The 21,833-nt window shown below is 62.9% G+C and carries 22 protein-coding genes; 8 read left to right on the top strand and 14 right to left on the bottom strand.

Annotation, left to right across the window (positions count from 1 at the left end; genetic code table 11):
* The first annotated feature begins 3 nt into the window (after positions 1-3).
* Positions 4-660 carry a response regulator gene (locus tag AB688_RS03585; RefSeq protein WP_063542230.1) on the top strand — a complete coding sequence of 219 codons (657 nt, stop codon included), beginning with the start codon at positions 4-6 and terminating at the stop codon, positions 658-660.
* Here AB688_RS03585 and AB688_RS03580 read toward each other — a convergent pair.
* The 3 genes from AB688_RS03580 to hslO all read right to left on the bottom strand — a co-directional run bounded on the left by AB688_RS03580 (position 650) and on the right by hslO (position 3,849).
* The gene (locus tag AB688_RS03580) at positions 650-1,084 is read right to left on the bottom strand and encodes an acyl-CoA thioesterase (RefSeq protein ID WP_063542228.1); all 435 of its coding nucleotides are present in this window, start codon (positions 1,082-1,084) and stop codon (positions 650-652) included. The two genes, AB688_RS03585 and AB688_RS03580, sit on opposite strands and share 11 nt — an antisense overlap.
* A gap of 138 nt (positions 1,085-1,222) precedes the next feature.
* On the bottom strand, positions 1,223-2,770 hold the full coding sequence (locus tag AB688_RS03575; RefSeq protein WP_054891679.1) for a phosphoenolpyruvate carboxykinase: 1,548 nt from the start codon (positions 2,768-2,770) through the stop codon (positions 1,223-1,225).
* A gap of 179 nt (positions 2,771-2,949) precedes the next feature.
* Positions 2,950-3,849 carry an Hsp33 family molecular chaperone HslO gene (hslO, locus tag AB688_RS03570; protein WP_063542226.1) on the bottom strand — a complete coding sequence of 300 codons (900 nt, stop codon included), beginning with the start codon at positions 3,847-3,849 and terminating at the stop codon, positions 2,950-2,952.
* 116 nt (positions 3,850-3,965) lie between these two features.
* Between hslO and AB688_RS03565 the strand changes: the two genes are divergently transcribed.
* Complete coding sequence (locus AB688_RS03565) at positions 3,966-4,769, top strand: phosphatase PAP2 family protein (protein ID WP_063542224.1); 804 nt, start codon at positions 3,966-3,968, stop codon at positions 4,767-4,769.
* Positions 4,770-4,789: 20 nt separating this feature from the next.
* On the opposite strand, the gene AB688_RS03560 is transcribed toward AB688_RS03565, so the two are convergent.
* Complete coding sequence (locus AB688_RS03560; RefSeq protein WP_054891676.1) at positions 4,790-5,191, bottom strand: RNA-binding S4 domain-containing protein; 402 nt, start codon at positions 5,189-5,191, stop codon at positions 4,790-4,792.
* Between the two features lie 109 nt (positions 5,192-5,300).
* On the opposite strand from AB688_RS03560, the gene AB688_RS03555 reads away from it, so the two are divergent.
* Positions 5,301-5,783: an ATP-dependent zinc protease gene (locus tag AB688_RS03555; protein ID WP_063542222.1), complete on the top strand. Its 483-nt coding sequence runs from the start codon at positions 5,301-5,303 to the stop codon at positions 5,781-5,783.
* The gene (gene rimK / locus AB688_RS03550) at positions 5,780-6,685 is read left to right on the top strand and encodes a 30S ribosomal protein S6--L-glutamate ligase (RefSeq protein ID WP_015268602.1); all 906 of its coding nucleotides are present in this window, start codon (positions 5,780-5,782) and stop codon (positions 6,683-6,685) included. Before AB688_RS03555 ends, rimK begins: the two co-directional genes overlap by 4 nt.
* Before the next feature lie 54 nt (positions 6,686-6,739).
* Here rimK and AB688_RS03545 read toward each other — a convergent pair whose 3' ends face one another.
* Together AB688_RS03545 and ompR are read right to left on the bottom strand one after the other, a co-directional pair.
* Positions 6,740-8,053 carry an ATP-binding protein gene (locus AB688_RS03545; protein WP_063542220.1) on the bottom strand — a complete coding sequence of 438 codons (1,314 nt, stop codon included), beginning with the start codon at positions 8,051-8,053 and terminating at the stop codon, positions 6,740-6,742.
* A gap of 98 nt (positions 8,054-8,151) precedes the next feature.
* Positions 8,152-8,892 (bottom strand): two-component system response regulator OmpR, encoded by a 741-nt coding sequence (ompR, locus tag AB688_RS03540; RefSeq protein ID WP_054891673.1) that lies wholly within the window; start codon positions 8,890-8,892, stop codon positions 8,152-8,154.
* A 228-nt stretch (positions 8,893-9,120) separates the two neighbouring features.
* Here ompR and AB688_RS03535 point away from each other — a divergent pair, with 228 nt between their 5' ends.
* The 4 genes from AB688_RS03535 to AB688_RS03520 all read left to right on the top strand — a co-directional run bounded on the left by AB688_RS03535 (position 9,121) and on the right by AB688_RS03520 (position 14,309).
* Complete coding sequence (locus AB688_RS03535; protein WP_063542218.1) at positions 9,121-11,445, top strand: Tex family protein; 2,325 nt, start codon at positions 9,121-9,123, stop codon at positions 11,443-11,445.
* Positions 11,445-11,828, top strand: coding sequence for a PaaI family thioesterase (locus AB688_RS03530; protein ID WP_054891671.1), 384 nt, complete (start codon positions 11,445-11,447; stop codon positions 11,826-11,828). Before AB688_RS03535 ends, AB688_RS03530 begins: the two co-directional genes overlap by 1 nt.
* Before the next feature lie 271 nt (positions 11,829-12,099).
* A complete protein-coding gene (gene gshA, locus AB688_RS03525; RefSeq protein WP_162714340.1) occupies positions 12,100-13,677 on the top strand; it encodes a glutamate--cysteine ligase in 1,578 nt (525 codons plus the stop codon).
* Complete coding sequence (locus AB688_RS03520; protein ID WP_063542214.1) at positions 13,677-14,309, top strand: TetR/AcrR family transcriptional regulator; 633 nt, start codon at positions 13,677-13,679, stop codon at positions 14,307-14,309. The genes gshA and AB688_RS03520 overlap by 1 nt, the downstream gene beginning before the upstream one ends.
* Before the next feature lie 90 nt (positions 14,310-14,399).
* On the opposite strand, the gene AB688_RS03515 is transcribed toward AB688_RS03520, so the two are convergent.
* From AB688_RS03515 to AB688_RS03480, 8 genes are all read right to left on the bottom strand, one after another.
* The gene (locus AB688_RS03515; RefSeq protein WP_003255829.1) at positions 14,400-14,615 is read right to left on the bottom strand and encodes a TOBE domain-containing protein; all 216 of its coding nucleotides are present in this window, start codon (positions 14,613-14,615) and stop codon (positions 14,400-14,402) included.
* Positions 14,616-14,645: 30 nt separating this feature from the next.
* Positions 14,646-15,458, bottom strand: a complete 813-nt coding sequence (gene ssuB, locus AB688_RS03510) for an aliphatic sulfonates ABC transporter ATP-binding protein (protein ID WP_063542212.1) — start codon at positions 15,456-15,458, stop codon at positions 14,646-14,648.
* A complete protein-coding gene (ssuC, locus tag AB688_RS03505) occupies positions 15,455-16,252 on the bottom strand; it encodes an aliphatic sulfonate ABC transporter permease SsuC (RefSeq protein ID WP_054891667.1) in 798 nt (265 codons plus the stop codon). Before ssuC ends, ssuB begins: the two co-directional genes overlap by 4 nt.
* Positions 16,253-16,262: 10 nt before the next feature.
* Positions 16,263-17,411, bottom strand: coding sequence for an FMNH2-dependent alkanesulfonate monooxygenase (gene ssuD / locus AB688_RS03500; protein WP_054891666.1), 1,149 nt, complete (start codon positions 17,409-17,411; stop codon positions 16,263-16,265).
* A gap of 60 nt (positions 17,412-17,471) precedes the next feature.
* Positions 17,472-18,437: a sulfonate ABC transporter substrate-binding protein gene (locus tag AB688_RS03495; RefSeq protein ID WP_063542210.1), complete on the bottom strand. Its 966-nt coding sequence runs from the start codon at positions 18,435-18,437 to the stop codon at positions 17,472-17,474.
* Between the two features lie 95 nt (positions 18,438-18,532).
* Positions 18,533-19,126 carry an NADPH-dependent FMN reductase gene (gene ssuE / locus AB688_RS03490; RefSeq protein WP_054891664.1) on the bottom strand — a complete coding sequence of 198 codons (594 nt, stop codon included), beginning with the start codon at positions 19,124-19,126 and terminating at the stop codon, positions 18,533-18,535.
* Between the two features lie 253 nt (positions 19,127-19,379).
* Complete coding sequence (locus AB688_RS03485) at positions 19,380-20,018, bottom strand: peroxiredoxin (RefSeq protein ID WP_054891663.1); 639 nt, start codon at positions 20,016-20,018, stop codon at positions 19,380-19,382.
* A gap of 165 nt (positions 20,019-20,183) precedes the next feature.
* The gene (locus AB688_RS03480) at positions 20,184-21,536 is read right to left on the bottom strand and encodes an OprD family porin (RefSeq protein WP_054891662.1); all 1,353 of its coding nucleotides are present in this window, start codon (positions 21,534-21,536) and stop codon (positions 20,184-20,186) included.
* Positions 21,537-21,833 lie beyond the last annotated feature (297 nt).

The raw sequence follows: 21,833 nt of genomic DNA, 5'->3' as shown, positions 1-21,833 counted from the left end.
CCCATGCCCTGCCGAATCCTGCTTGCCGACGACTCGCCACTTTTCCGCGCCGGCCTGCGCGCCCTGCTCGAACAGAAGAAGGAATATGCCGTGGTCGGAGACACCAACGACGGCATGAGCGCCGTGGCGCTGGCGGAGAAGCTGCGGCCGGAGATCGTCGTGCTCGATATGAACAGCGATGCGCTGGATTGTCAGCAGGTGTTGCAGGAGCTGTTCATCCGGGTTCCGGCCACACGCGTGCTGATGCTCTCGACCCGCTCGGAACTGGAGCATGTGATGAGTTGCCTGCAACTCGGCGCCCAGGGCTTCCTGCTCAAGAGCGCCACCGTCGCAGAATTCGAGCAGGCCTTGCAGACCTTGCGCAGCGGCGGACAATACCTTTCCTCGACAGTGTTGCCAATGGTCATCGGGCAGGCCCTCAAGCACAGTCGTAAACGTCCGCCCAGCCCCGCACAAGCGCCGCTGACCACGCGTCAGCTGGAAGTCCTGCGCCTGATCGCTCGCGGCGAGAGCACCCGCTCCATCGCCGATGGGCTGGGGCTGAGCATCAAGACCATCGAGGCCCATCGCTCGCAGATCATGCACCGCCTGCAGATCCACGATGTTCCAGGGTTGGTGCTGTTTGCCGTGCGCGAGGGGATCATCCGCCTCAACGATTGAGCGACAGCCCCGCCAGGATCAGTTGCAGGGTTTCCGGCAGCACTGCCGGTTGCCCCGTGCTGCGTTCGATGAACACCTGCACCACGGTGCCCGCCGCACAGGGCTCGACCTCGCCCGGCCGGTACAACGCCAGGCGAAACTCCACTGTGCTGCCAGCAAGCCGGGTTACTCCCAGGCCAACCTCCAGCACATCGGGAAACCCGGGCAAGGCATAGAAATCCGCGGCAGAACTGACCACGAACCCGGCCAGCTCACCGTCGCGCAGGTCCAGCTCGGCCTGCTCGACGAGAAATGCCTGAATGGCCGTCTCGAAGAAGGCATGCACCGTGGAACCGCCAAGGTGGCCGTTGTGGTCGTTGTCCTGTGGACGCGTGAGGATGGGGTGGAAATGAGAAAAGGCGCTGCGTTGGATGGTCTCGGTCATGGGGTATCCAAGGCGGGTGGCAGGAAAGGGGAGCTTCCCACATCTGGTCTGGAAAACCATAGCCGCAAACACAGTGCTCGCTCGCCAGACATGAAAAAGCCGCCCCGAAGGGCGGCTTTTCACTGCGGGCAGTACAGCTTACAGCTGCGGGCCAGCGGCCTTGATGGCGTCGGAAACTTCGAACTTCTTGAAGTTTTCGATGAACAGCTTGGCCAGGCCTTTGGCGGCCTCGTCGTAAGCGGCCTTGTCAGCCCAGGTGGCGCGCGGGTTGAGCAGCTCGGTATCGACGCCTGGAACGAACTTCGGTACGTCCAGGTTGATGATGTCCAGGTGCTCGGTTTCAGCACCGACCAGAGCACCGCTCTGGATCGCGGCGATCACGCCACGGGTGGTCGGGATGCTGAAGCGCTTGCCAACACCGTAGCCACCGCCGGTCCAGCCGGTGTTGACCAGGTAAACCTTGGAGTTGAAGCCGTTGATACGCTTGATCAGCAGCTCGGCGTATTCGCCTGCAGGACGGGCGAAGAACGGCGCGCCGAAGCAGGTGGAGAAGGTCGACTTGATGCCGCCGCCCGAACCCATTTCGGTGGAACCGACCAGCGCGGTGTAGCCCGACAGGAAGTGGTAGGCCGCCTGCTCGTTGTTCAGGATCGACACCGGAGGCAGAACGCCGGTCAGGTCGCAGGTCAGGAAGATGACCGCGTTAGGCTCGCCACCCAGGTTGGCTTCGGCACGCTTGGCGACGTGCTCCAGTGGGTAGGCGGCACGGCTGTTCTGGGTCAGGCTGACATTGGTGTAGTCGGCGTGGCCGGCTTCGTCGATGACGACGTTTTCCAGCACCGCGCCATGCTTGATGGCTTTCCAGATGACCGGCTCGTTCTTCTCGGACAGGTCGATGCACTTGGCGTAGCAACCACCTTCCATGTTGAAGACGACACCTTCGCCCCAACCGTGCTCGTCGTCACCGATCAGGTAACGGCTTTCGTCGGCGGAGAGGGTGGTCTTGCCAGTACCGGACAGGCCGAAGAACAGGGTCACATCGCCGTCTTCGCCGATGTTGGCCGCGCAGTGCATCGGCAGCACGTCGACTTCCGGCAGCAGGAAGTTCTGTACCGAGAACATGGCCTTCTTCATTTCGCCGGCGTAGCGCATGCCAGCGATCAGCACTTTCTTCTGGGCGAAGTTGAGGATCACGCAACCATCGGAGTTGGTGCCGTCACGCTCTGGAACGCACTCGAAGTTGGCGACGTTGAGGATCTGCCACTGGTCGCGGCCGGCCGGGTTGAACTGGCCTTTTTCCGGATTGATGAACAGGCAACGGCCGAACAGGTTCTGCCAGGCGGTCTGGGTGGTCATCTTGACCGGCAGGTAGTGCTCGGCCGCGGCACCGACATGAACGTAGGAGACGAAGTGTTCCTGGGCGTTGTTGAACGCCTCGACGCGGTCCCACAGGGCATCGAACTTGTCGGCCGGGAACTTGCGGTTGATCGGGCCCCAGGCGATGGCGGCAGAGGTGCTCGGTTCATCGACGATGAAACGGTCAGCGGGCGAACGGCCAGTACGGTGACCGGTTTCCACGACCAGTGCGCCAGTATCGGCCAGCACGCCTTCACCGCGTTGCAGCGCATGTTTTACCAGCTCGTCGACGGTCAGGTCGGTGTACACGGTGTTGTTGGCTTGCGTCATGAGATACCCCATCCGGCCCGAGGCCGAGTGCTCCAAACGTTTTGTAGTGGCCTGTTTCAAACTACTACAGCGAAAAAAGTGGCCGGATTATGCCAGAAACGCCCAAAAAAAGTAGGCCCCTCCTGTCGTAACTGCGCTTTCACGCAATTAGACAGGAGCATCTCCTGTAGTGAAGCGTTTCAGTGGCGAGTTTCTGACGCCTCGTCCGTGCCACCACCCGCAAACAATTGCGCTACATCGCTGGCATCGAAGAAATACCGCTCGTTGCAGAACTGGCAATCGATCTCGACCTGGCCACCGCATTCCTCCACCAGCGCCTTGGCATCCGCCTCGCCGAGGCTGACCAGGGCGTTGCCGGAACGCTCACGCGAGCAGCTGCAGTGAAAGCGCAGTGGCTCGATGTCGAAGAGGCGTACGGCGTCCTCGTGATAGAGGCGGTGCAGGAGGGTTTCGTTGCCTTCGGCCCACTCTTCGGGCTTCAGCGTGCTGGCCATGGCCACGACGTGTTGCCAGCTGTCTTCGCGCTCTTCTTCATCACGCTGGCGGTCGACCGGCAACTGCTGCAGCAGCAGGCCACGGGCTTTGCCCGTCGAGGTGTCGAGCCAGAAGCGCGTGTTGAGCTGCTGGGATTGCACGAAGTAGTTGGTGAAGCATTCGGACAGGTTGGCGCCATCGAGCTCAACGGTGCCTTGGTAGCGCTGGCCCTTGACCGGGTCGATGGTCAGCGTGAGGTGACCACCAGGCATCAGGTCGGCCAGGGTCGCGTCAGTCGCGATCTGCTCGGCCTCGTAACGCGCCATGCCGCGGATGTCGCGCTCGCCCGAGCACTCCACCATCAGCAGCGGGATTGGCCCTTGCGAGCGCGCCTGCAGGATCAGCAGGCCATCGAACTTGAGTGCGCCGACCAGCAGCGAGGTGGCAGCCATCAGCTCACCCAGCAGAGCGGCAACCGGCTGCGGATAAGGGTGACGGGCAAGCACTTCGCTGTAGCTCTTGTCGAGCTCGACCCATTCGCCGCGCACATCGCGCTCTTCGAACAGGAAGCGTTGGGTGAAATCGGTATCCGGTAAATCGCTCATGGTTTTGGCTATCTGAAAATTCTGAAAAGAGTGACAAAATGATTACAGGAGCCTACAAAGGCCCGTGTTAAAGCGCGCACGACGCGCGGAAATTCAGCTGGCAATTGAGGTATTTTATGGATAATCGACCACTGTTCCAAGAAAAGTGGTCCTGGGGACCTCTGGCAGCCTGCACTTTACTGCCGATCGCTCTACTGTGTTTCTGGTTGTGGCCGTTTGGCCAGATCCTGTTCCTGACTTTCGACGAGTGGCTATTCCGTGCACTCAACGGCCCACTGGCAGACAGCACCACCTGGCGCTACATCTGGACCTTGGGCAGCCTGCGCCCCTTCGACATCGTCGTCGGTCTGATCCTGCTCCTGCTGCTGATCAAGGGCGACTGGGTGTTCAAGGCCGTGCAGGTACGGCAGGCATTCTTCGGCTTTTTCGTCAGCCTGCTCCTCTTAGTGGTGGTTCGCGCGCTGTTTTCCAAGTGGGTGGATGCATCCGGATGGCAGCATGACAGCCCGTCGATCGTATTCGACGACGCCGTGCGCCTGAGCCACTACTACCCGAACCTTGAAGCCCACTGGGAACTGAAGGACCGTTCCAGCAAGAGCTTCCCGGGCGATCACGCCTCGGTACTGCTCCTCTGGGCGCTGTTCATGAGTCTGTTCAGTCGCCGGCTGGTGCAAAGCCTGGTGATCTGGGGGCTGGCCGTGCTGTTCATGCTGCCGCGTCTGGTTGCTGGTGCGCACTGGGGGCAGGATGACTACATCGGTGGTCTGGGGATGGCATTACTGGCTCTGGGCTGGACCGTGCATACACCTCTCGCGGCCAAGGCCAGCGCGGCACTGGTGCGCTGGACCTCACCGCTGTTCAGGGTACTCGGCAAGCTGCCGCTGATCGGGCGCATGAGCGTGATGCGTACAGCCTTCTAAGCGCAACTGACGGCGCAGGTCTACTCGAAACTGCCATGCAGTTGGTGGATCTGCCGCCGTTGCTTCTTGTTCGGCCGGCCGTCGGTGGTCACACCCATCGCCCCGGCCTTGCGCAGTTCGGCGGCCTGCTCGCGGCGCTTCACGCTGTCGGCGGTTTCCTCGTAGAGGGTCTGCGCCTCGGGCGCCCCACGACGCACCACCGACAGCGCCTTGACCACCACGGTCTTCTCGTCGAAACCGGTGCGCAGCACGAACTCGTCACCTACCCGCGGTTCCTTGCCCGGTTTGCAGCGCTCACCACGGCAATGCACCTTGCCGCTCTCGATCGCCGCCTTGGCCAGCGCACGCGTCTTGTAGAAGCGCGCCGCCCACAGCCATTTGTCCAGGCGGACCTTGTCGTCGTCTTCCGCTTTCTGTGCCATCCCTCTACCTAGAATTCTGTCTTTAACGGAACTGTACTACCGTAACTGTCGGATGCAAAAAGTCCGCGCCATGCTTACAGTTCACCACCTCATTCGCAGGGTGTGCTTCGTGAAAACATTTGACCATCTGACAGTGATCGGCCTGCGCGAGTGGATCGCCCTGCCCGACCTCGGTCTCGCCGGGCTTCGGGCCAAGATCGACACCGGCGCCAGCACCTCCAGCCTGCACGCCACCGACATCGAACCCTTCGAGCGCGACGGCCAGTCCTGGGTACGTTTCACCGCGCACCTGGGTTCTGTAGTGCAACTGCGTCATCGCCGCTGCGAAGCGCCTCTGGTGACCATGAAAACCATCAAGAGCTCCAACGGCCATGCCCAGACCCGCTATGTGATCCGAACGCCACTGGCATTGGGCGACCGGGTCTGGGAAGTGGAATTCACCCTGGCTTGCCGCAAGAGCATGCGCTATCGGTTGTTACTTGGATCGAAAGCCTTGGTCCACGGTCAACTGGTCGTCAACCCCGGCCTCAAGTACGTTCAGGACAAACCGGCCTTCCCGGCCACTCTCTCCCCTGTCACAGGTGCTGCATGAAGATCGCCGTGCTTTCGCGCAACCCGCGTCTGTATTCCACCCGCCGCCTGGTCGAAGCCGGCACCCAGCGCGGCCATGAAATGGTCGTGATCGATACCCTGCGCGCCTACATGAACATCGCCAGCCACAAGCCGCAGATCCACTATCGCGGCAAACCGCTGGAAGGTTTCGATGCAGTGATCCCGCGTATCGGCGCCTCGGTAACCTTCTATGGCTGCGCAGTGCTGCGTCAGTTCGAGATGATGGGCGTCTACCCGCTCAATGAATCGGTGGCCATCGCCCGCTCGCGCGACAAGCTGCGCTCTTTGCAATTGCTGTCACGCCGCGGCATCGGCCTGCCGATCACAGGTTTCGCTCACTCGCCGGATGACATTCCCGACCTGATCCAGATGGTCAATGGTGCACCGCTGGTGATCAAGGTGCTCGAGGGCACCCAGGGCATCGGCGTGGTGCTGTGCGAAACGACCAAGGCTGCCGAGTCGGTCATCGAAGCGTTCATGGGCCTGAAGCAGAACATCATGGTCCAGGAATACATCAAGGAGGCTGGCGGCGCCGACATCCGCTGCTTCGTGGTTGGTGACAAGGTCATCGCCTCGATGAAGCGCCAGGCCAAACCCGGTGAGTTCCGCTCCAACCTGCACCGCGGTGGAGTGGCCAGCCTGATCAAGATCACCCCCGAGGAACGCATGACGGCCATTCGCGCGGCCAAGGTCATGGGCCTCAGCGTGGCTGGTGTGGATATCCTGCGCTCCAATCATGGCCCGCTGGTGATGGAGGTGAATTCGTCGCCGGGGCTGGAGGGCATCGAAGTCACCACCGGCAAGAACGTTGCCGGGATGATCATCGAACACCTGGAGAAGAACGGCGGACCGAACCAGACCCGGACCAAAGGCAAGGGTTGATTCGAAATCGTGTAGGTCTCTTCGCGGTTTTAGCCATAAAGAGACCACAGAACCTCACACGGCATCGCGCGGCAGCAACAACCCCAAGGGCAAGCGTACCCGCGCCTCGATCCCGCCACCGGAGCGGTTGCGCAACTCGACATTGCCGCCATGCTGGGCGGCGATCCGCTTGACGATCGCCAGGCCCAGCCCGGTGCCCTTGCCCCCACGTGCACGGTCGCCGCGAATGAACGGATTGAAGATGGTCTCCAGTTCCGATTCGTCGATCCCCGTGCCCCGGTCCAGCACGCTGAGTACCACGTACGGCGCCCCCTGCTCACCTGACACATAAGCCGCCACCTCGACGCCCTTGCCCGCATGGTGCAGGGCATTGCCGATCAGGTTGCCCAGCATGCGCTTGAGCGACACGCGCCGTAGCGGGAAGGGTGGAATAGGCTCCAGGCACAGGCGCACGCGCTCTTCGGGCTGGTTATACGGCGCCACCACCTCGCGAATCAGATCACCCAGGTCGACCTCCTCCACCGGCTCGTCGCGGCCATCGCGAATGAAGGCCAGGAACTGGTCGAGAATGGCGTCCATGTCTTCGATGTCGCGCACCATGTCGTCGCTGAGCTCACTTTCGTTCCCCATCAGCGACAGCGACAGCCGTAGCCGGGTCAATGGCGTACGCAGGTCGTGGGAGACACCCGCCAGCATGAGCTCGCGCTCGCGCCCGGCCTGCTCGACATCCTCGGCCATCTGGTTGAACGCACGGTACACCTCGGTCATCTCGCTGGGTGTATCGCTGATGGGCAGGCGCACGCTGCGCCCCTGCCCAAGCTGACGGGCAGCGAACACCAGGCGTTTGAGCGGCTGGTTGAGCTGGCGCACGAAGATCCAGGCCGACGCGGTGGACAGCAGGCCGATGGCCAGGAACCAACCGAGCACGTTCCAGATCTTCTGCCCGCGCAACGGGTGCGGATACAACGGCACCTTCAGCCAACCCGGCCCCAGGCTCGGCGCATTGACCCACAGTGCCGGCGGCGCATGGATGCGCAGGCGTACCTCGGTATCCTCGCCCAGCTCAGCCTGCATCTGGCGCTGGTAGATCTCGCTGTACGGCCAGTGCTGCTCACCCTCCGGCACACCCGAGCCGGTCACGCGGATCAGACCGGCCGCCTCGGCGATCTGGTCCCGGTTCTCTTCATCGGCCGCCCAATAGGCACGCAAGGTCAGCGCCACACCGTGGCTGTACTGGCGGTCGACCAGAACGTCCTCGTTCATCAGCAGGTACACCAGCGTCAGCGCCTTGGAAAACAGGACGACGATCAGTACCAGCCACAAGGTGCGGGCGAAGAAGCTTTGCGGAAACCAGAGAGGCGTTTTCATTGGCGACGATTACTGCACGGCGGGAACAAGCAAGGCGGGGACCACAGACGAAAACAGGGCGACCCTTGCGGGCCGCCCTGCCGTGTCATGGCAGCGGTTCATTTACCGGCATTTCCGTCCGGCACGAAGACATAACCCACACCCCAGACCGTCTGGATGTAGCGAGGCTTCGATGGATCGGGCTCGATCATGCGGCGCAGACGCGAGATCTGCACATCGATGGAGCGCTCCAGGGCATCCCACTCACGGCCGCGGGCCAGGTTCATCAATTTGTCGCGGGTCAGCGGTTCGCGAGCATGCATGACCAGAGCCTTGAGCACGGCGAATTCACCGGTGGTGAGCATGTGCACTTCATCGCCGCGCTTGAGTTCGCGGGTGGCCAACGACAGCTCGTAGTCGCCGAACGTGACGGTTTCTTCCTCGCTGCCCGGGGCGCCAGGAACGCTCGGAGCCTGGCGCCGCAGCACGGCCTTGACCCGCGCGACCAGCTCGTCGGGGTTGAACGGCTTGGCGAGATAATCGTCAGCGCCCAGTTCAAGGCCCTTGATGCGGCTAAGCTCGTCGCCCTTGGCGGTGAGCATGATGATCGGGATCTGGTTGTTCGCCGCGCGCAGGCGGCGGCAGGCGGAGAGGCCGTCTTCGCCCGGCAGCATGAGATCGAGCACCACCAGGTTGAACACTTCACGGGCCAGCAGGCGGTCCATCTGCTCGACGTTCGGCACGGCGCGGGCACGGAAGCCCTTGCTGGTGAAGAAACGCTCCAGCAGGCTGCTCAGCCCCGGATCGTCGTCAACGATGAGAATCTTTTCGCCTTCAGCAATGTTTGCGGTGCTGGTCATCAATAACTCCTCTGATATCGCCGCGCATTATGGCGTAGCCATTGCGACGCGTGCCGTGTGCATTGTTAGCAGATTTTTCCCCGGGTGCCACTTCTCGCTCGACACACATGGCTCAGCGCCATCACCGCAAGCCGGACTCGATGGGTATAATGCGCGGCTTTCATCCAGTGCCGCCGGGCCTGAACCCCCACTGCGGCCTTAGTATTCACTATTTGTCAGGTGGTTCTCATGGACAGCATCAACAGCCGTATCGCCGAGGAACTGGGCGTGCGCCCACAACAGGTCGAGGCGGCCGTGGGCCTGTTGGACGAAGGCTCGACGGTGCCCTTCATCGCCCGTTACCGCAAGGAAGTGACCGGCAGCCTGGACGATACGCAACTGCGCCACCTGGAAGAGCGCCTGCGTTACCTGCGTGAACTCGACGAGCGCCGCGCCAGCATCCTGGCCAGCATCGAGGAGCAGGGCAAGCTGACCCCGGAACTGGCCCGCGAGATCAAGCTCGCCGACACCAAGACCCGCCTCGAAGACCTTTACCTGCCTTACAAGCAAAAGCGCCGCACCAAGGGCCAGATCGCCCTGGAAGCCGGCCTGGGTGAATTGGCCGACGGCCTGTTCGACGACCCGCAGCGCGACCCTGAAAGCGAAGCCGCGCGCTTCGTCGACGCCGACAAAGGCGTCGCCGACGTCAAGGCCGCCCTCGAAGGCGCCAAGTACATCCTCATGGAGCGCTTCGCCGAAGACGCCGCCCTGCTCGACAAACTGCGCGGTTTCCTCAAGCAGGAGGCGGTGCTCACCGCGCGCGTGGTGCCGGGCAAGGAAGAGGAAGGCGCCAAGTTCCGCGACTACTTCGCCCACGACGAACTGCTGCGCAACGCCCCGTCGCACCGCGCCCTGGCGATCTTCCGCGGTCGCAACGAAGGCGTACTGAGCGCCTCGCTCAAGGTCGGCGAGGAACTACCGGGCACACTGCACCCCTGCGAGCTGATGATCGCCAGCCACGTTGGTATCGAGAACCGCGGCCGCCCGGCCGACAAATGGCTGGGCGAGGTGGTGCGCTGGACCTGGAAGGTCAAGCTCTACACCCACCTGGAAACCGACCTGTTCGGCGAGCTGCGCGACAACGCCGAAAGCGAGGCGATCAACGTCTTCGCCCATAACCTGCACGACCTGCTGTTGGCCGCCCCCGCCGGCCCGCGTGCCACCCTGGGCTTCGACCCGGGCCTGCGCACTGGCTGCAAGGTTGCGGTAGTCGATGCCACCGGCAAGCTGCTGGACTACACCACCGTCTACCCGCACGCACCGAAGAACGACTGGGACCGCACCCTCGCCGTACTGGCAGCCCTGTGCGCCAAGCATTCGGTGGAGCTGATCGCCATCGGCAACGGCACCGCCAGCCGCGAAAGCGACAAACTGATCGCTGACCTGGTGAAAAAATACCCGGCACTGCAGATCACCAAGATCATGGTCTCCGAGGCGGGCGCCTCGGTGTATTCAGCGTCCGAACTGGCTGCCCGCGAATTCCCCGATCTCGACGTCTCGATCCGCGGCGCGGTGTCGATTGCCCGTCGCCTGCAGGACCCGCTGGCCGAACTGGTGAAGATCGATCCGAAGTCCATCGGGGTAGGCCAGTACCAGCACGATGTGTCGCAGGTGAAATTGGCGCGCGGCCTGGACGCTGTGGTCGAGGACTGCGTGAACGCCGTGGGCGTGGACGTCAACACCGCCTCGGTGGCCTTGCTGACCCGCATCTCCGGCCTCAATGCGACGCTGGCACAGAACATCGTCGCCCACCGCGACGCCAACGGCCCGTTCGCCACCCGGGCGGCACTGAAGAAAGTCAGCCGCCTCGGCGAGAAGACCTTCGAGCAGGCCGCAGGCTTCCTGCGCGTGATGAACGGTGACAACCCGCTGGACGCCTCTGCCGTGCACCCCGAAGCCTATCCGCTGGTACAACGCATCGCCGCCGACACCGGCCGCGATATCCGCTCGCTGATCGGCGACAGCAGCTTCCTCAAGCGCCTCGACCCGAAGAAATTCACCGACGAATCCTTCGGCCTGCCGACCGTCACCGACATCCTCCAGGAGCTGGACAAGCCCGGCCGCGACCCGCGCCCTGAGTTCAAGACCGCGACCTTCCAGGATGGCGTCGAGGACCTCAAGGACCTGGAGCCCGGCATGATCCTCGAAGGCGTGGTGACCAACGTCACCAACTTCGGCGCCTTCGTCGACATCGGCGTGCACCAGGATGGCCTGGTGCACATCTCGGCGCTGTCGGAGAAGTTCGTCAAGGATCCGCGCGAAGCGGTCAAGGCCGGCGACGTGGTCAAGGTCAAGGTCATGGAAGTGGACATCCCGCGCAAGCGCGTCGGCCTGTCCATGCGCATGAGCGATACCCCAGGCGAGAAGGTCGAAGGCAACCGTGGCGGCCCACGCGGCAACGGCGGCAACCGTTCGCAACAGGCACCACGCCCGCGCGAAACCGCCACCGCCGCGCCGGCCAACAACGCCATGGCCGCGCTGTTCGCCAACGCCAAGCAGTTGAAGAAGAAGTGATGGACGTCCCGAAGGAATACGTCGAAAGCGCCTTCAGCCAGCTCCTGGGCTGCCGCCTGCAACGCCTGGACACAGGCGTTGCCGAGGTGGCCCTGGCGCTGGAACCACACCTGCGCAACCGTGGCCAGAAACTGCACGGCGGGGCGATCTTCAGCCTGGTGGACATCGCCATGGGCCTGGCCTGCTCGGCCAGCCATGGCTTCGACCAGCAAAGCGTGACCATCGAATGCAAGATCAACTACATGCGCGCTGTCAGCGACGGCGAAGTGCTGTGCACCGCCCGGGTGATACACGCAGGGCGGCGCACGCTGGTGGTCGACGCCGACGTGCTCCAGGGCGACAAGCTGGTGGCCAAGGCACAGGGAACCTTCGCGGTTCTCTAGCTGCCCGAGTGATAACTGCGGTATTTTTGCCGGTATTGGTCGGGCGCTGTCACTGACCCTATCGCGGGACAAGCCCGCTCCCACTGGTGCCTCGGTGCTTTTGTGGGAGCGGGCTTGTCACGCGATGGGTTCGGCAAGGCCCCGAAGTATCTGCGCTACCAGCACCGGAACCGCGTAAACCAGGCGACAACGCCAGTTCCTTTGTCCCTACCCTTGTAGACCGTCATTTCTACCCCCATATTGGGGCGACTGACGCGTGAAGGAATCCATCTTGAGCGACCTCCTCAATCGCCGCCTGAGCTTGCTCGGCGCCAATCTCTCCCTGCTCAAGCAGTGCCTGCACGGCATTGAGCGCGAATGCCTGCGAGTGACCGACGAAGGTCGGCTGGCCCAGACCCCACACCCCGAAGCCCTGGGTTCGGCACTGACCAACGAGCAGATCACCACCGATTACTCCGAATCGCTGCTGGAGTTCATCACCCCGGCCCTGCCTGATCCGGCCAAGGTGCTCGAGAACCTCGAGGAGATCCACCGCTTCGTCTACACCAAGCTCGGCGACGAATACCTGTGGAGCCCGTCGATGCCGTGCGCGCTGCCCGCCGAGGAAGACATTCCGATCGCCGAGTACGGCAGCTCCAACATCGGCAAGCTCAAGCACGTGTACCGCAAGGGCCTGGCCCTGCGCTACGGCCGCACCATGCAGTGCATCGCCGGCATCCACTACAACTTCTCGTTGCCCGAGGCCCTCTGGCCCTTGCTGCGTGAAGCCGAAGGCAGCGAACAGGACGACCGTGACTATCAGTCGTCGGCCTACATCGCGCTGATCCGCAACTTCCGCCGCTACAGCTGGCTGCTGATGTACCTGTTCGGCGCCTCGCCAGCGCTGGACAAAGGCTTCCTGCGCGGCCGCCCGCACCAGCTCGAAGAGCTGGACGCCGACACCCTCTACCTGCCCTACGCCACCAGCCTGCGCATGAGCGACCTGGGATACCAGAGCAACGCCCAGGCAGGCCTGACGCCCTGCTACAACAATCTGTCCAGCTACACCGACAGCCTGCGCAAGGCCGTTGGCACGCCTTACCCACCCTATGTCGAAGTGGGTACGCACAAGGACGGCGAATGGGTGCAGTTGAACACCAACATCCTGCAGATCGAGAACGAGTACTACTCGAACATTCGCCCCAAGCGCGTGACCTACACCGGCGAACGTCCGATCCAGGCCTTGATCTCGCGCGGCGTGCAGTATGTCGAGGTGCGCTGCCTGGACATCAACCCGTTCCTGCCGGTGGGCATCGACCTCACCGAGGCGCGCTTCCTCGACGCCTTCCTGCTGTTCTGCGCGCTTGATGAGAGCCCGTCGCTGGACAACGGCGAATGCGGCCAGTGCACCAGCAACTTCCTCACCGTAGTCAAGGAGGGGCGCCGCCCAGGCCTGGAGCTGCAGCGCGATGGCCAGCCGGTCACCCTGCGCGAATGGGCCAGCGAGCTGATCGCCCGCATCGGCCAGCTGGCCGGACTGCTTGACCAGGCGCAAGGTGGCGACGACCACGCCAAGGCCCTGGAGGCGCAGCAAGCCAAGGTCGACGACCCTGAGCTGACACCTTCTGCACAGGTCCTGGCGCGCATGACCGAGCACGACGAAAGCTTCGTCGCATTCTCGCTGCGCCAGAGCAAGCTGCACGCCGAAACCTTCCGCGAGCAAGCGCTGCCTGGCGAGCGCCAGCAAGCCTTCGAAACCCTCGCCCGTGATTCGCTGGCCGAACAGTCGCGTCTGGAGCAGCAGGAAGTCGGCGACTTCGACCTGTTCGTCGGTGCCTACCAGGCCAGCATCCTGGCGATCAGCAACTGATGAGCCGCACGCCCTCGCCGCGCAAGCCCCGCGCCAGTAGCCAGGCCAGGATCGAAGCGATCCTGGCGGCCGCTCGCGAGCTGCTGGCAGGCGAAGGTGTGGCGGGGCTGTCGATCTACAGCGTGGCCGAACGGGCGCAGATCCCTCCGTCCTCGGTCTATCACTTCTTCGCCAGCGTTCCGGCGTTGCTCGAAGCCCTGACCGCAGATGTGCACCGCGCTTTTCGCGAGGCGCTGAGCGCGCCGATCGACGCCCACGCCTTCAGCACCTGGCAGGGCTTGTCACGCCTGGTCGAGCAACGCACGCTGGAGATCTACCGCCAGGACACCGCCGCCCGGCAGTTGATCCTTGCCCAGCATGGGCTGAGTGAAGTGGCGCAAGCCGACCGCCAGCACGACCTGGAGCTCGGCAAGCTGATGCACAGCTTATTCGACCGGCATTTCCAGTTACCCAGCATGCCCACCGACGTGGATGTGTTTGCCCTGGCGATGGAACTGAGCGACCGGGTCTATGCCCGGTCGATGCAGTTGCACGAACAGATCACGCCGCGCATGGCGGAGGAAGGGATGCGGGTCTTCGAAGCGTATCTGGGGCTTTACCTGCCGCCTTTCCTGGCCAGACGCTCAAACTGAAACCTTCGCGGGCAAGCCCGCTCCTACGGGGCACCGTGGGAGCGGGCTTGCCCGCGAAGGCCTTCACAAGGACCTGGGAGTCGAACGCCATCACAGCTTGGCGATAGACACCTCGGTCGATTTCACGAAGGCAATCACTTCACTGCCAACCTGCAGTTCCAGCTCGCGCACGGAACGGGTGGTGATCACCGAAGTGACGATGCCGGAGGCGGTCTGCACGTCGATTTCCGACAATACCGGGCCTTCGAGGATTTCTTTGACGGTGCCTTTGAACTGGTTGCGGACGTTGATCGCTTTGATGGTCATGGCTTGATTCCTTTGGTTGGCTTCGCAGATTCAGTGGGCCCAACGCAGTTGCGTGGGCAAAGGGGCTACAGGCTCCGGCTCGGGCGGGGTGCCAGGGACGGACAGGACACGGTTGAGCACTTCGCTTTCCAGCGCAGCCAGGCGGTGCGAACCACGCGCCCGCGGCCTTGCCAGGTCGACGGTAAGGTCCAGGCCGACCTCGCCGTCCTCGATCAGGATCACCCGGTCGGCCACGGCGACGGCTTCGTTGACGTCGTGGGTGACCAGCAGAACGGTGAAGCCGTGTTCGCGCCACAGGCGCTCGATCAGTTGCTGCATTTCGATCCGGGTCAGGGCATCCAGCGCACCCAGCGGCTCGTCGAGCAGCAGCAGGCGCGGCTGGTGGATCAGCGCTCGGGCCAGGGCCACGCGCTGTTTTTGTCCGCCGGACAGCGCAGCAGGCCATTCGTTGGCTCGATCGGCCAGGCCCACCTCCTCCAGCGCTTGCACCGCGCGCGGCCGCCAGTCACCGGACAAGCCCAGGCCGACGTTGTCGATCACCTTCTTCCAGGGCAGCAGACGGGCGTCCTGGAACATCAGGCGGGTTTCCTCGCGCGCATCGGCCAGCGGCGCAGCACCGGCGAGCAAATCACCGGCACTGGGTTGGTCCAGACCGGCCAGCAAGCGCAGCAAGGTGCTCTTGCCGCAGCCGGAGCGGCCGACGATGGCAACGAACTGACCGGCCGGGATGTGCAGGTCGATACCGCGCAGCACTTCACGCTTGCCGAACGTCTTGCGCAGGCCGTTGGCAGCCAGCGGGATGCCACGCAGCAGGCGCGGCGGTTGTTCCTTGAGCACGGTCATGCGCCCTCCTTCTTCGCCACCTGGTAGGCGGGGTGCCAGCGCAGCCAGACACGCTCCAGGCCACGGGCGGCGAGGTCGGCGAGCTTGCCGAGCACGGCATACATGACGATGGCCAGGACCACCACGTCGGTTTGCAGGAATTCACGGGCGTTCATCGCCAGGTAACCGATGCCGGCATTGGCCGAGATGGTCTCGGCAACGATCAGGGTCAGCCACATGAAGCCCAGGGCGAAGCGCACACCGACCAGGATCGACGGCAACGCACCGGGCAGGATCACCTGCCGGAACAGCGAGAAACCGGACAGGCCATAGCTGCGTGCCATTTCCACCAGCGCCGGGTCGACATTGCGGATGCCGTGGTAGGTGTTCAGGTAGATCGGGAACAGCGTGCCCAGCGCGACCAGGAAAATCTTCGCCGACTCGTCGATGCCGAACCACAGGATCACCAGCGGGATCAGCGCCAGGTGCGGCACGTTGCGGATCATCTGCACCGAGCTGTCGAGCAGGCGTTCGCCCCAGTTCGAAAGGCCGGTGATGAACCCCAGCAACAGGCCGATGCTGCCGCCAATCAGAAAGCCCACACCGGCGCGCCAGCCGCTGATCGCCAGGTGCGTCCAGATCTCGCCGCTGCGCACCAGCTCGACACCGGCACTGACCACCGCGCTCGGTGCCGGCAGGATGCGCGTGGACAACCATCCAGCGCTGACCGCCAGCTGCCACACCGCCAGCAGCAACACGGGCAAGGCCCATGGCGCCAGGCGCTGTGTCAGGGTGGAAGAAGTTGCACGACTCATGGCCTGACCCTCAGCTCTGCGACACGGACTTGGGCAGGATGTCGTTGGCGACCATTTCACCGAACGGGCTCACATAGCCCCCGGTCTTGGCCTGCTCCGGGCGCTGCACGTCCAGGTGCGGGAACAGCAGCTCGGCGACGCGATAGGACTCTTCCAGATGTGGGTAACCGGAGAAGATGAAGGTATCGATGCCCAGGTCGGCGTATTCCTTGACGCGTGCCGCGACCGTCGGGCCATCGCCCACCAGTGCGGTACCGGCGCCGCCTCGCACCAGGCCGACGCCCGCCCACAGGTTGGGGCTGACTTCGAGCTTGTCGCGGTTGCCGTTGTGCAGGGCTGCCATGCGTTGCTGGCCAACCGAATCGAAGCGCGCCAGCGAGGCCTGGGCGCGGGCAATGGTGTCGTCGTCCAGGTGCGAAATCAGGCGATCGGCGGCAGCCCAGGCTTCTTCGTTGGTTTCCCGCACGATCACGTGCAGGCGGATACCGAAGCGCACCTCGCGGCCTTGCGCAGCGGCTTTCTCACGCACTGCGGCAATCTTCTCCGCTACGGCAGCCGGTGGCTCACCCCAGGTCAGGTACAGCTCGACCTGCTCGGCGGCCAGATCCTGTGCGGCCTCGGACGAACCGCCGAAATACAGCGGCGGACGCGGCTGCTGGATCGGCGGATAGAGCAGCTTGGCGCCCTTCACCTGGATGTGCTTGCCGTCATAGTCGACCACTTCGCCTTCCAGCACCTTGCGCCAGATGCGGGTGAACTCGACCGAGGCTTCGTAACGCTCCTCGTGGTTCAGGTGCAGGCCATCACCGGCCAGCTCGTCCGGATCGCCACCGGTCACCAGGTTGAACAGCGCACGGCCGTTGGACAGGCGATCCAGGGTCGCTGCCTGGCGAGCGGCCACGGTCGGCGAAATGATGCCCGGGCGCAGCGCAACCAGGAACTTCAGGTTCTGGGTCACCGGAATCAGTGATGCCGCAACCAGCCAGGAATCCTCGCAGGAGCGACCGGTAGGGATCAGCACGCCACCGAAACCCAGGCGATCGGCCGCCTGGGCGACCTGGGTCAGGTAGCCGTGATCGACGGCGCGTGCGCCTTCGGTGGTACCCAGGTACTTGCCGTCACCGTGGGTGGGGAGGAACCAGAAAATGTTAAGGCTCATTGGAGTTGTCTCCTCAAGGGTGGCTCAAGCCGCAGCGATGCTGCGGCGCAGGCGAATCGTTCAAGGTGCGCTGGCGACCTTGGCCGGTGGGGTCCAGATCACGTCCTTGATGCTCAAGGGCTTGGGAATCAGCTTCAGAGCCTGGAAGGTGTCGGCGATCTTCTGTTGCGCGGCGATCACTTCGGGCGTCAGCGGCGCAGCGCCGTAGCCCTGGCGCTTGACCGAGGTCAGGGTGATGTCGGCCGGCAGGCCGAGCAGCGGCGCGACCTGGTCGGTCACTTGCTGCGGGTTGGCCTGGGACCACTCACCCACGGCGCGCACCTCGTCGATCAGGGCGCTGATCACCGCCGGGTGCTGGGTCGCGTAGCTGCGGGTGGCCAGGTAGAACTGGTGGTTGTCGACCAGGTCCTTGCCATCACGCAGGGTACGGGCCTGCAACTGCTGTTCGGCGGCAGCCTGGTACGGGTCCCAGATCACCCAGGCATCGACGCTGCCACGCTCGAAGGCGGCGCGGGCATCGGCAGGCGGCAGGTACACGGGCTGGATGTCGCTGTATTTCAGGCCGGCGTCCTCAAGGGCGCGGACCAGCAGGTAGTGCACGTTGGAGCCTTTGTTCAGCGCGACTTTCTTGCCTTTGAGCTCCTTCACCGACTGGATCGGCGAGCCCTTGGGCACGAGGATCGCCTCGCTGTGCGGCGCAGGCGGCTCATAGGCCACGTAGAGCAGGTCGGCACCGGCGGCCTGGGCGAAGACGGGTGGCGTTTCGCCGGTGACACCGAAATCGATCGAGCCGACGTTCAGCCCTTCGAGGAGCTGCGGGCCACCGGGGAACTCGGTCCACTGCACGTCGATGCCCTGTTCCTTCAGGCGCTTTTCCAGCGAGCCCTTGGCCTTGAGCAGCACCAGGGTGCCGTATTTCTGGTAACCGATGCGCAGGCTCTCGGCCTGGGCTTGGGTGATGGCGCCGAAGGACACAGCCGCCGCAAACAGGGCGACCAGACCACGACGCAAGAAGACTGTGCGCATGGCGCTCTCCTGTGCGAATGAGGTTCGGGTTGCACCTGCTTGCCTCGTTGTCGGGCGAGTAAGGTGGAAAAACGGTGACGCATGTGCGGGGTCGTTCAGATGCTCCAGCGAGCACTGATCAGGCGTTCGTTGAGTACACCTGGAGCGACCGGCTTGGGCCGACGCGCCAGGGCACTGTGGAAGGTTTCCAGCGAGTCCAGCAGGCGGGCCTCCAGGGCCTCGGCCAACTGTGCCGGGCGATTGCCTTCGGCGTAAGCGACCTGGCTGTCGTCGGCGAAGATCCCTTGAAGGGTCTCCTGCGCCTTGAGTGCCGACAGCACAGGCTTCAATGCGTAATCCACCGCCAGCATGTGGGCGATGCTGCCGCCGGTCGCGATCGGCAGGACCACCTTGTGTTCCAGCGCGCGCTCGGGCAGCAGGTCGAGCAACGTCTTCAGCGCCCCGGCGAACGATGCCTTGTACACCGGGGTCGACACCACCAGCCCATCAGCCTGGGCTACCAGTTGCTGGAAGTGCTGCACCTGCGGGCTGTCGAAACGTGCGTGGAGCAGGTCCTCTGCCGGAAACTCGCGCACCTGGAAGGTCACCACCTCCACACCACGATCTTGCAACCACTGGCGCGAACGCTCGAGCAGCACGCCGGAGCGTGAACGGGTACTGGGGCTACCACCTATCGAAACAACCAGCATTGCAGCGCTTCCTTCAATTCGGTTCCGGGGTGTGGCCCCTGTGAATGACTCCGACATTAGCAGCTCGCCACATATATCTAGAAATCATATTTTTTCATTTGTTTATTCGTTATGGAGATATAGCTTTTCACCCTGAAGCGCGCCCTCTCATTCGCTTCACGGGCAAGCCTGCCCGCACGAAGAGCAGGCATAAAAAAGGGCCGTCGAAACGGCCCGAAATCCCTGCTATGGCTAAGAACAATGCAACGAGGATTCAACGATTGGGTTGCGGGGTGAGGCGCAGATAGGGTTTGACTGCCCGATAACCTTTCGGGAAGCGCTGCTTGATCTCGTCCTCATCCTTCAGCGAAGGCACGATCACTACCTCGTCGCCGTCCTGCCAGTTACCTGGGGTGGCGACCTTGTAGTTGTCGGTCAGCTGCAACGAATCGATCACCCGCAGGATCTCGTTGAAGTTGCGCCCGGTGCTGGCTGGATAGGTGATGGTCAGGCGTACCTTCTTGTTCGGGTCGATCACGAACAGCGAGCGTACGGTAAGCGTGTCGTTGGCGTTGGGGTGGATCAGGTCGTACAGGTCGGACACCTTGCGATCGGCATCGGCGATGATCGGGAAGTTGACCACGGTGTTCTGGGTCTCGTTGATGTCATCGATCCACTTGTGGTGCGAGTCGACCGGATCCACCGACAGTGCGATAGCCTTGACGCCGCGCTTGGCGAACTCATCCTTGAGCTTGGCGGTCAGGCCCAGTTCGGTGGTGCACACCGGGGTGAAGTCGGCCGGGTGGGAGAACAGCACGCCCCAGCTGTTGCCCAGCCACTCATGGAAACGGATCTTGCCGGCGCTGGAATCCTGTTCGAAGTCGGGGGCGATGTCGCCGAGTTTGAGGCTCATGGAAGCGGCTCCTGTGCTGTGTCTGGCCTTGTGGGATTCAATGTGCCTGCTTCCGATTAAAAACAAAAAGAATAAATACTGATTTATTTATAACCGGAAAGAATACGAATTCGCAGGCACAAAAAAGCCTCGCACCAGGCGAGGCTCTTTCGTTGCAGCTACGACTTACATGAAGTTGTAAGTGTAGTTGAAGATCAGACGGGTCTGATCGGCATCGTTGATGCTCTCGCCGCCGCCACGGTAGGTGCCGTGACGCAGGCTGACGCCCAGGCCCTTGAGGGTGCCTTCCTGCAGTACGTAGTCGATACGCGCGTCGCGTTCCCACTCGCTGTAGGTGCCGCTGGTGCGGGCGTTCTTGATGTCATCACCGCGCAGGTAGGCCACGGATGCCTTCAGGCCCGGTACGCCCAGACGTGCGAAGTCATAGGAGTACTGACCGAAAGTGGTGTTCTCGCCAGCACGGGCGAACTGGTTGATCATGCTGTCGGTGAACAGGTAGAAGCTCGAGCCACCGTTGCCTTCCAGCGGCGAGGTGCTGCCGTCCTTGCGAACGTTACCCTGGTTCAGCCAGACGAAACCGCCGTCGTCGCCAACCTGTTGGTGACCCAGCATGATTGCGTGGCCGCCGATGGTGTAGGTGAACATCGCGGACCAGGTCTTGTTGTCGACCTCGCCTGCGTTCTTGGCGTAGCCACCGTTGTTGTTGAAGGTGTAGCCGGCTTCGCCGTTCTTGCCGTCGCTGCTGCTCTTGAACCAGCGCAGGTCGGTCTTGAACGACTGATCGTTGGCGATCTGGTAGACGTGGGTCAGACCCAGGAAGTGCTGCTTGTAGAAGTCTTCCAGGTTCGAGTAGTAGTACTGCAGGGTCAGGTCTTTGGTGACCTTCCAGTCGCCGCCGGCGAACTGGAACTTGTTGCTGTCGCGGTAAGCGCCGCCAACGGACAGGCCGGTGCGGTTGCTCGAGGCACGACCCATGGCGTGGGTCAGCTGACCCGCGTTGAGGGTAACGTTGTCGATTTCCTTCGACTGGACGGTACCGCCCTCGAAGGTTTGCGGCAGCAGACGACCATCGTTGGAGACCAGGATCGGCAGGTTTGGCGCCAGGGCGCTACCGTAGTGGACTTCGGTCTTGGAGAAGCGAGCCTTGGCGTTACCACCGATGCGAGCCCACTGGCTCACGGCAGAGCCGTCGCTGTCGCTTGGGAAGAAGGTGTTGTTATCCGGGTGACGGCCACGGCCGCCATCGAGGTGGATACCCCAGAGAGCTTGAACGTCGACACCGAAACCAACGGTGCCTTGGGTGAAGCCGGACAGGTAGTCGAGCTTGAAACCTTGGGCGGTTTCGCGCTGGTCACCGTTACGACCCTGAGCGTTCGTGCGAACTTCATGGTCGTCGTTGTTGAAGTACATGGTGCGCGAGCTGATGGATACCTTGCTGTCTTCGATGAAGCCAGCGGCGCCCGCTTGTTGGGCGAGAACCCCCAGTGCCACGGCCAGGGCCAGGCTAGACTTGTACATGCTTTGCTCCTCTACGTTCTAATTTTTGTACTCTCAAGGCGGAGGGATCTGCTGCCCCCCTCGCCACGGGTAAGCGATTTAGCACCAAAGTGTGACTGGTAAGTCAATCGTTACCAGAAATTTCACGACTTTGGTCTAATGCACCTGCGCTACAGGATAATGACAATCCTATAAATCCAAAATGACCGTTTTATGAAATCGTCAGATTTTTCCGGAATAACTACGGAACCTTAAGCGTCATTTGGTGTATGCACATCCTTCGCTCATAGCTTCCGGTTATCTGCACCCCTTTGCCAG

Origin of the sequence: Pseudomonas putida (assembly GCF_001636055.1) — a bacterium.
GTDB classification, from domain to species: Bacteria; Pseudomonadota; Gammaproteobacteria; order Pseudomonadales; family Pseudomonadaceae; genus Aquipseudomonas; species Aquipseudomonas machongensis.
The sequence above is the reverse complement of the archived record's forward strand: the minus strand, read 5'-3'. Positions and strand labels throughout refer to the sequence as shown.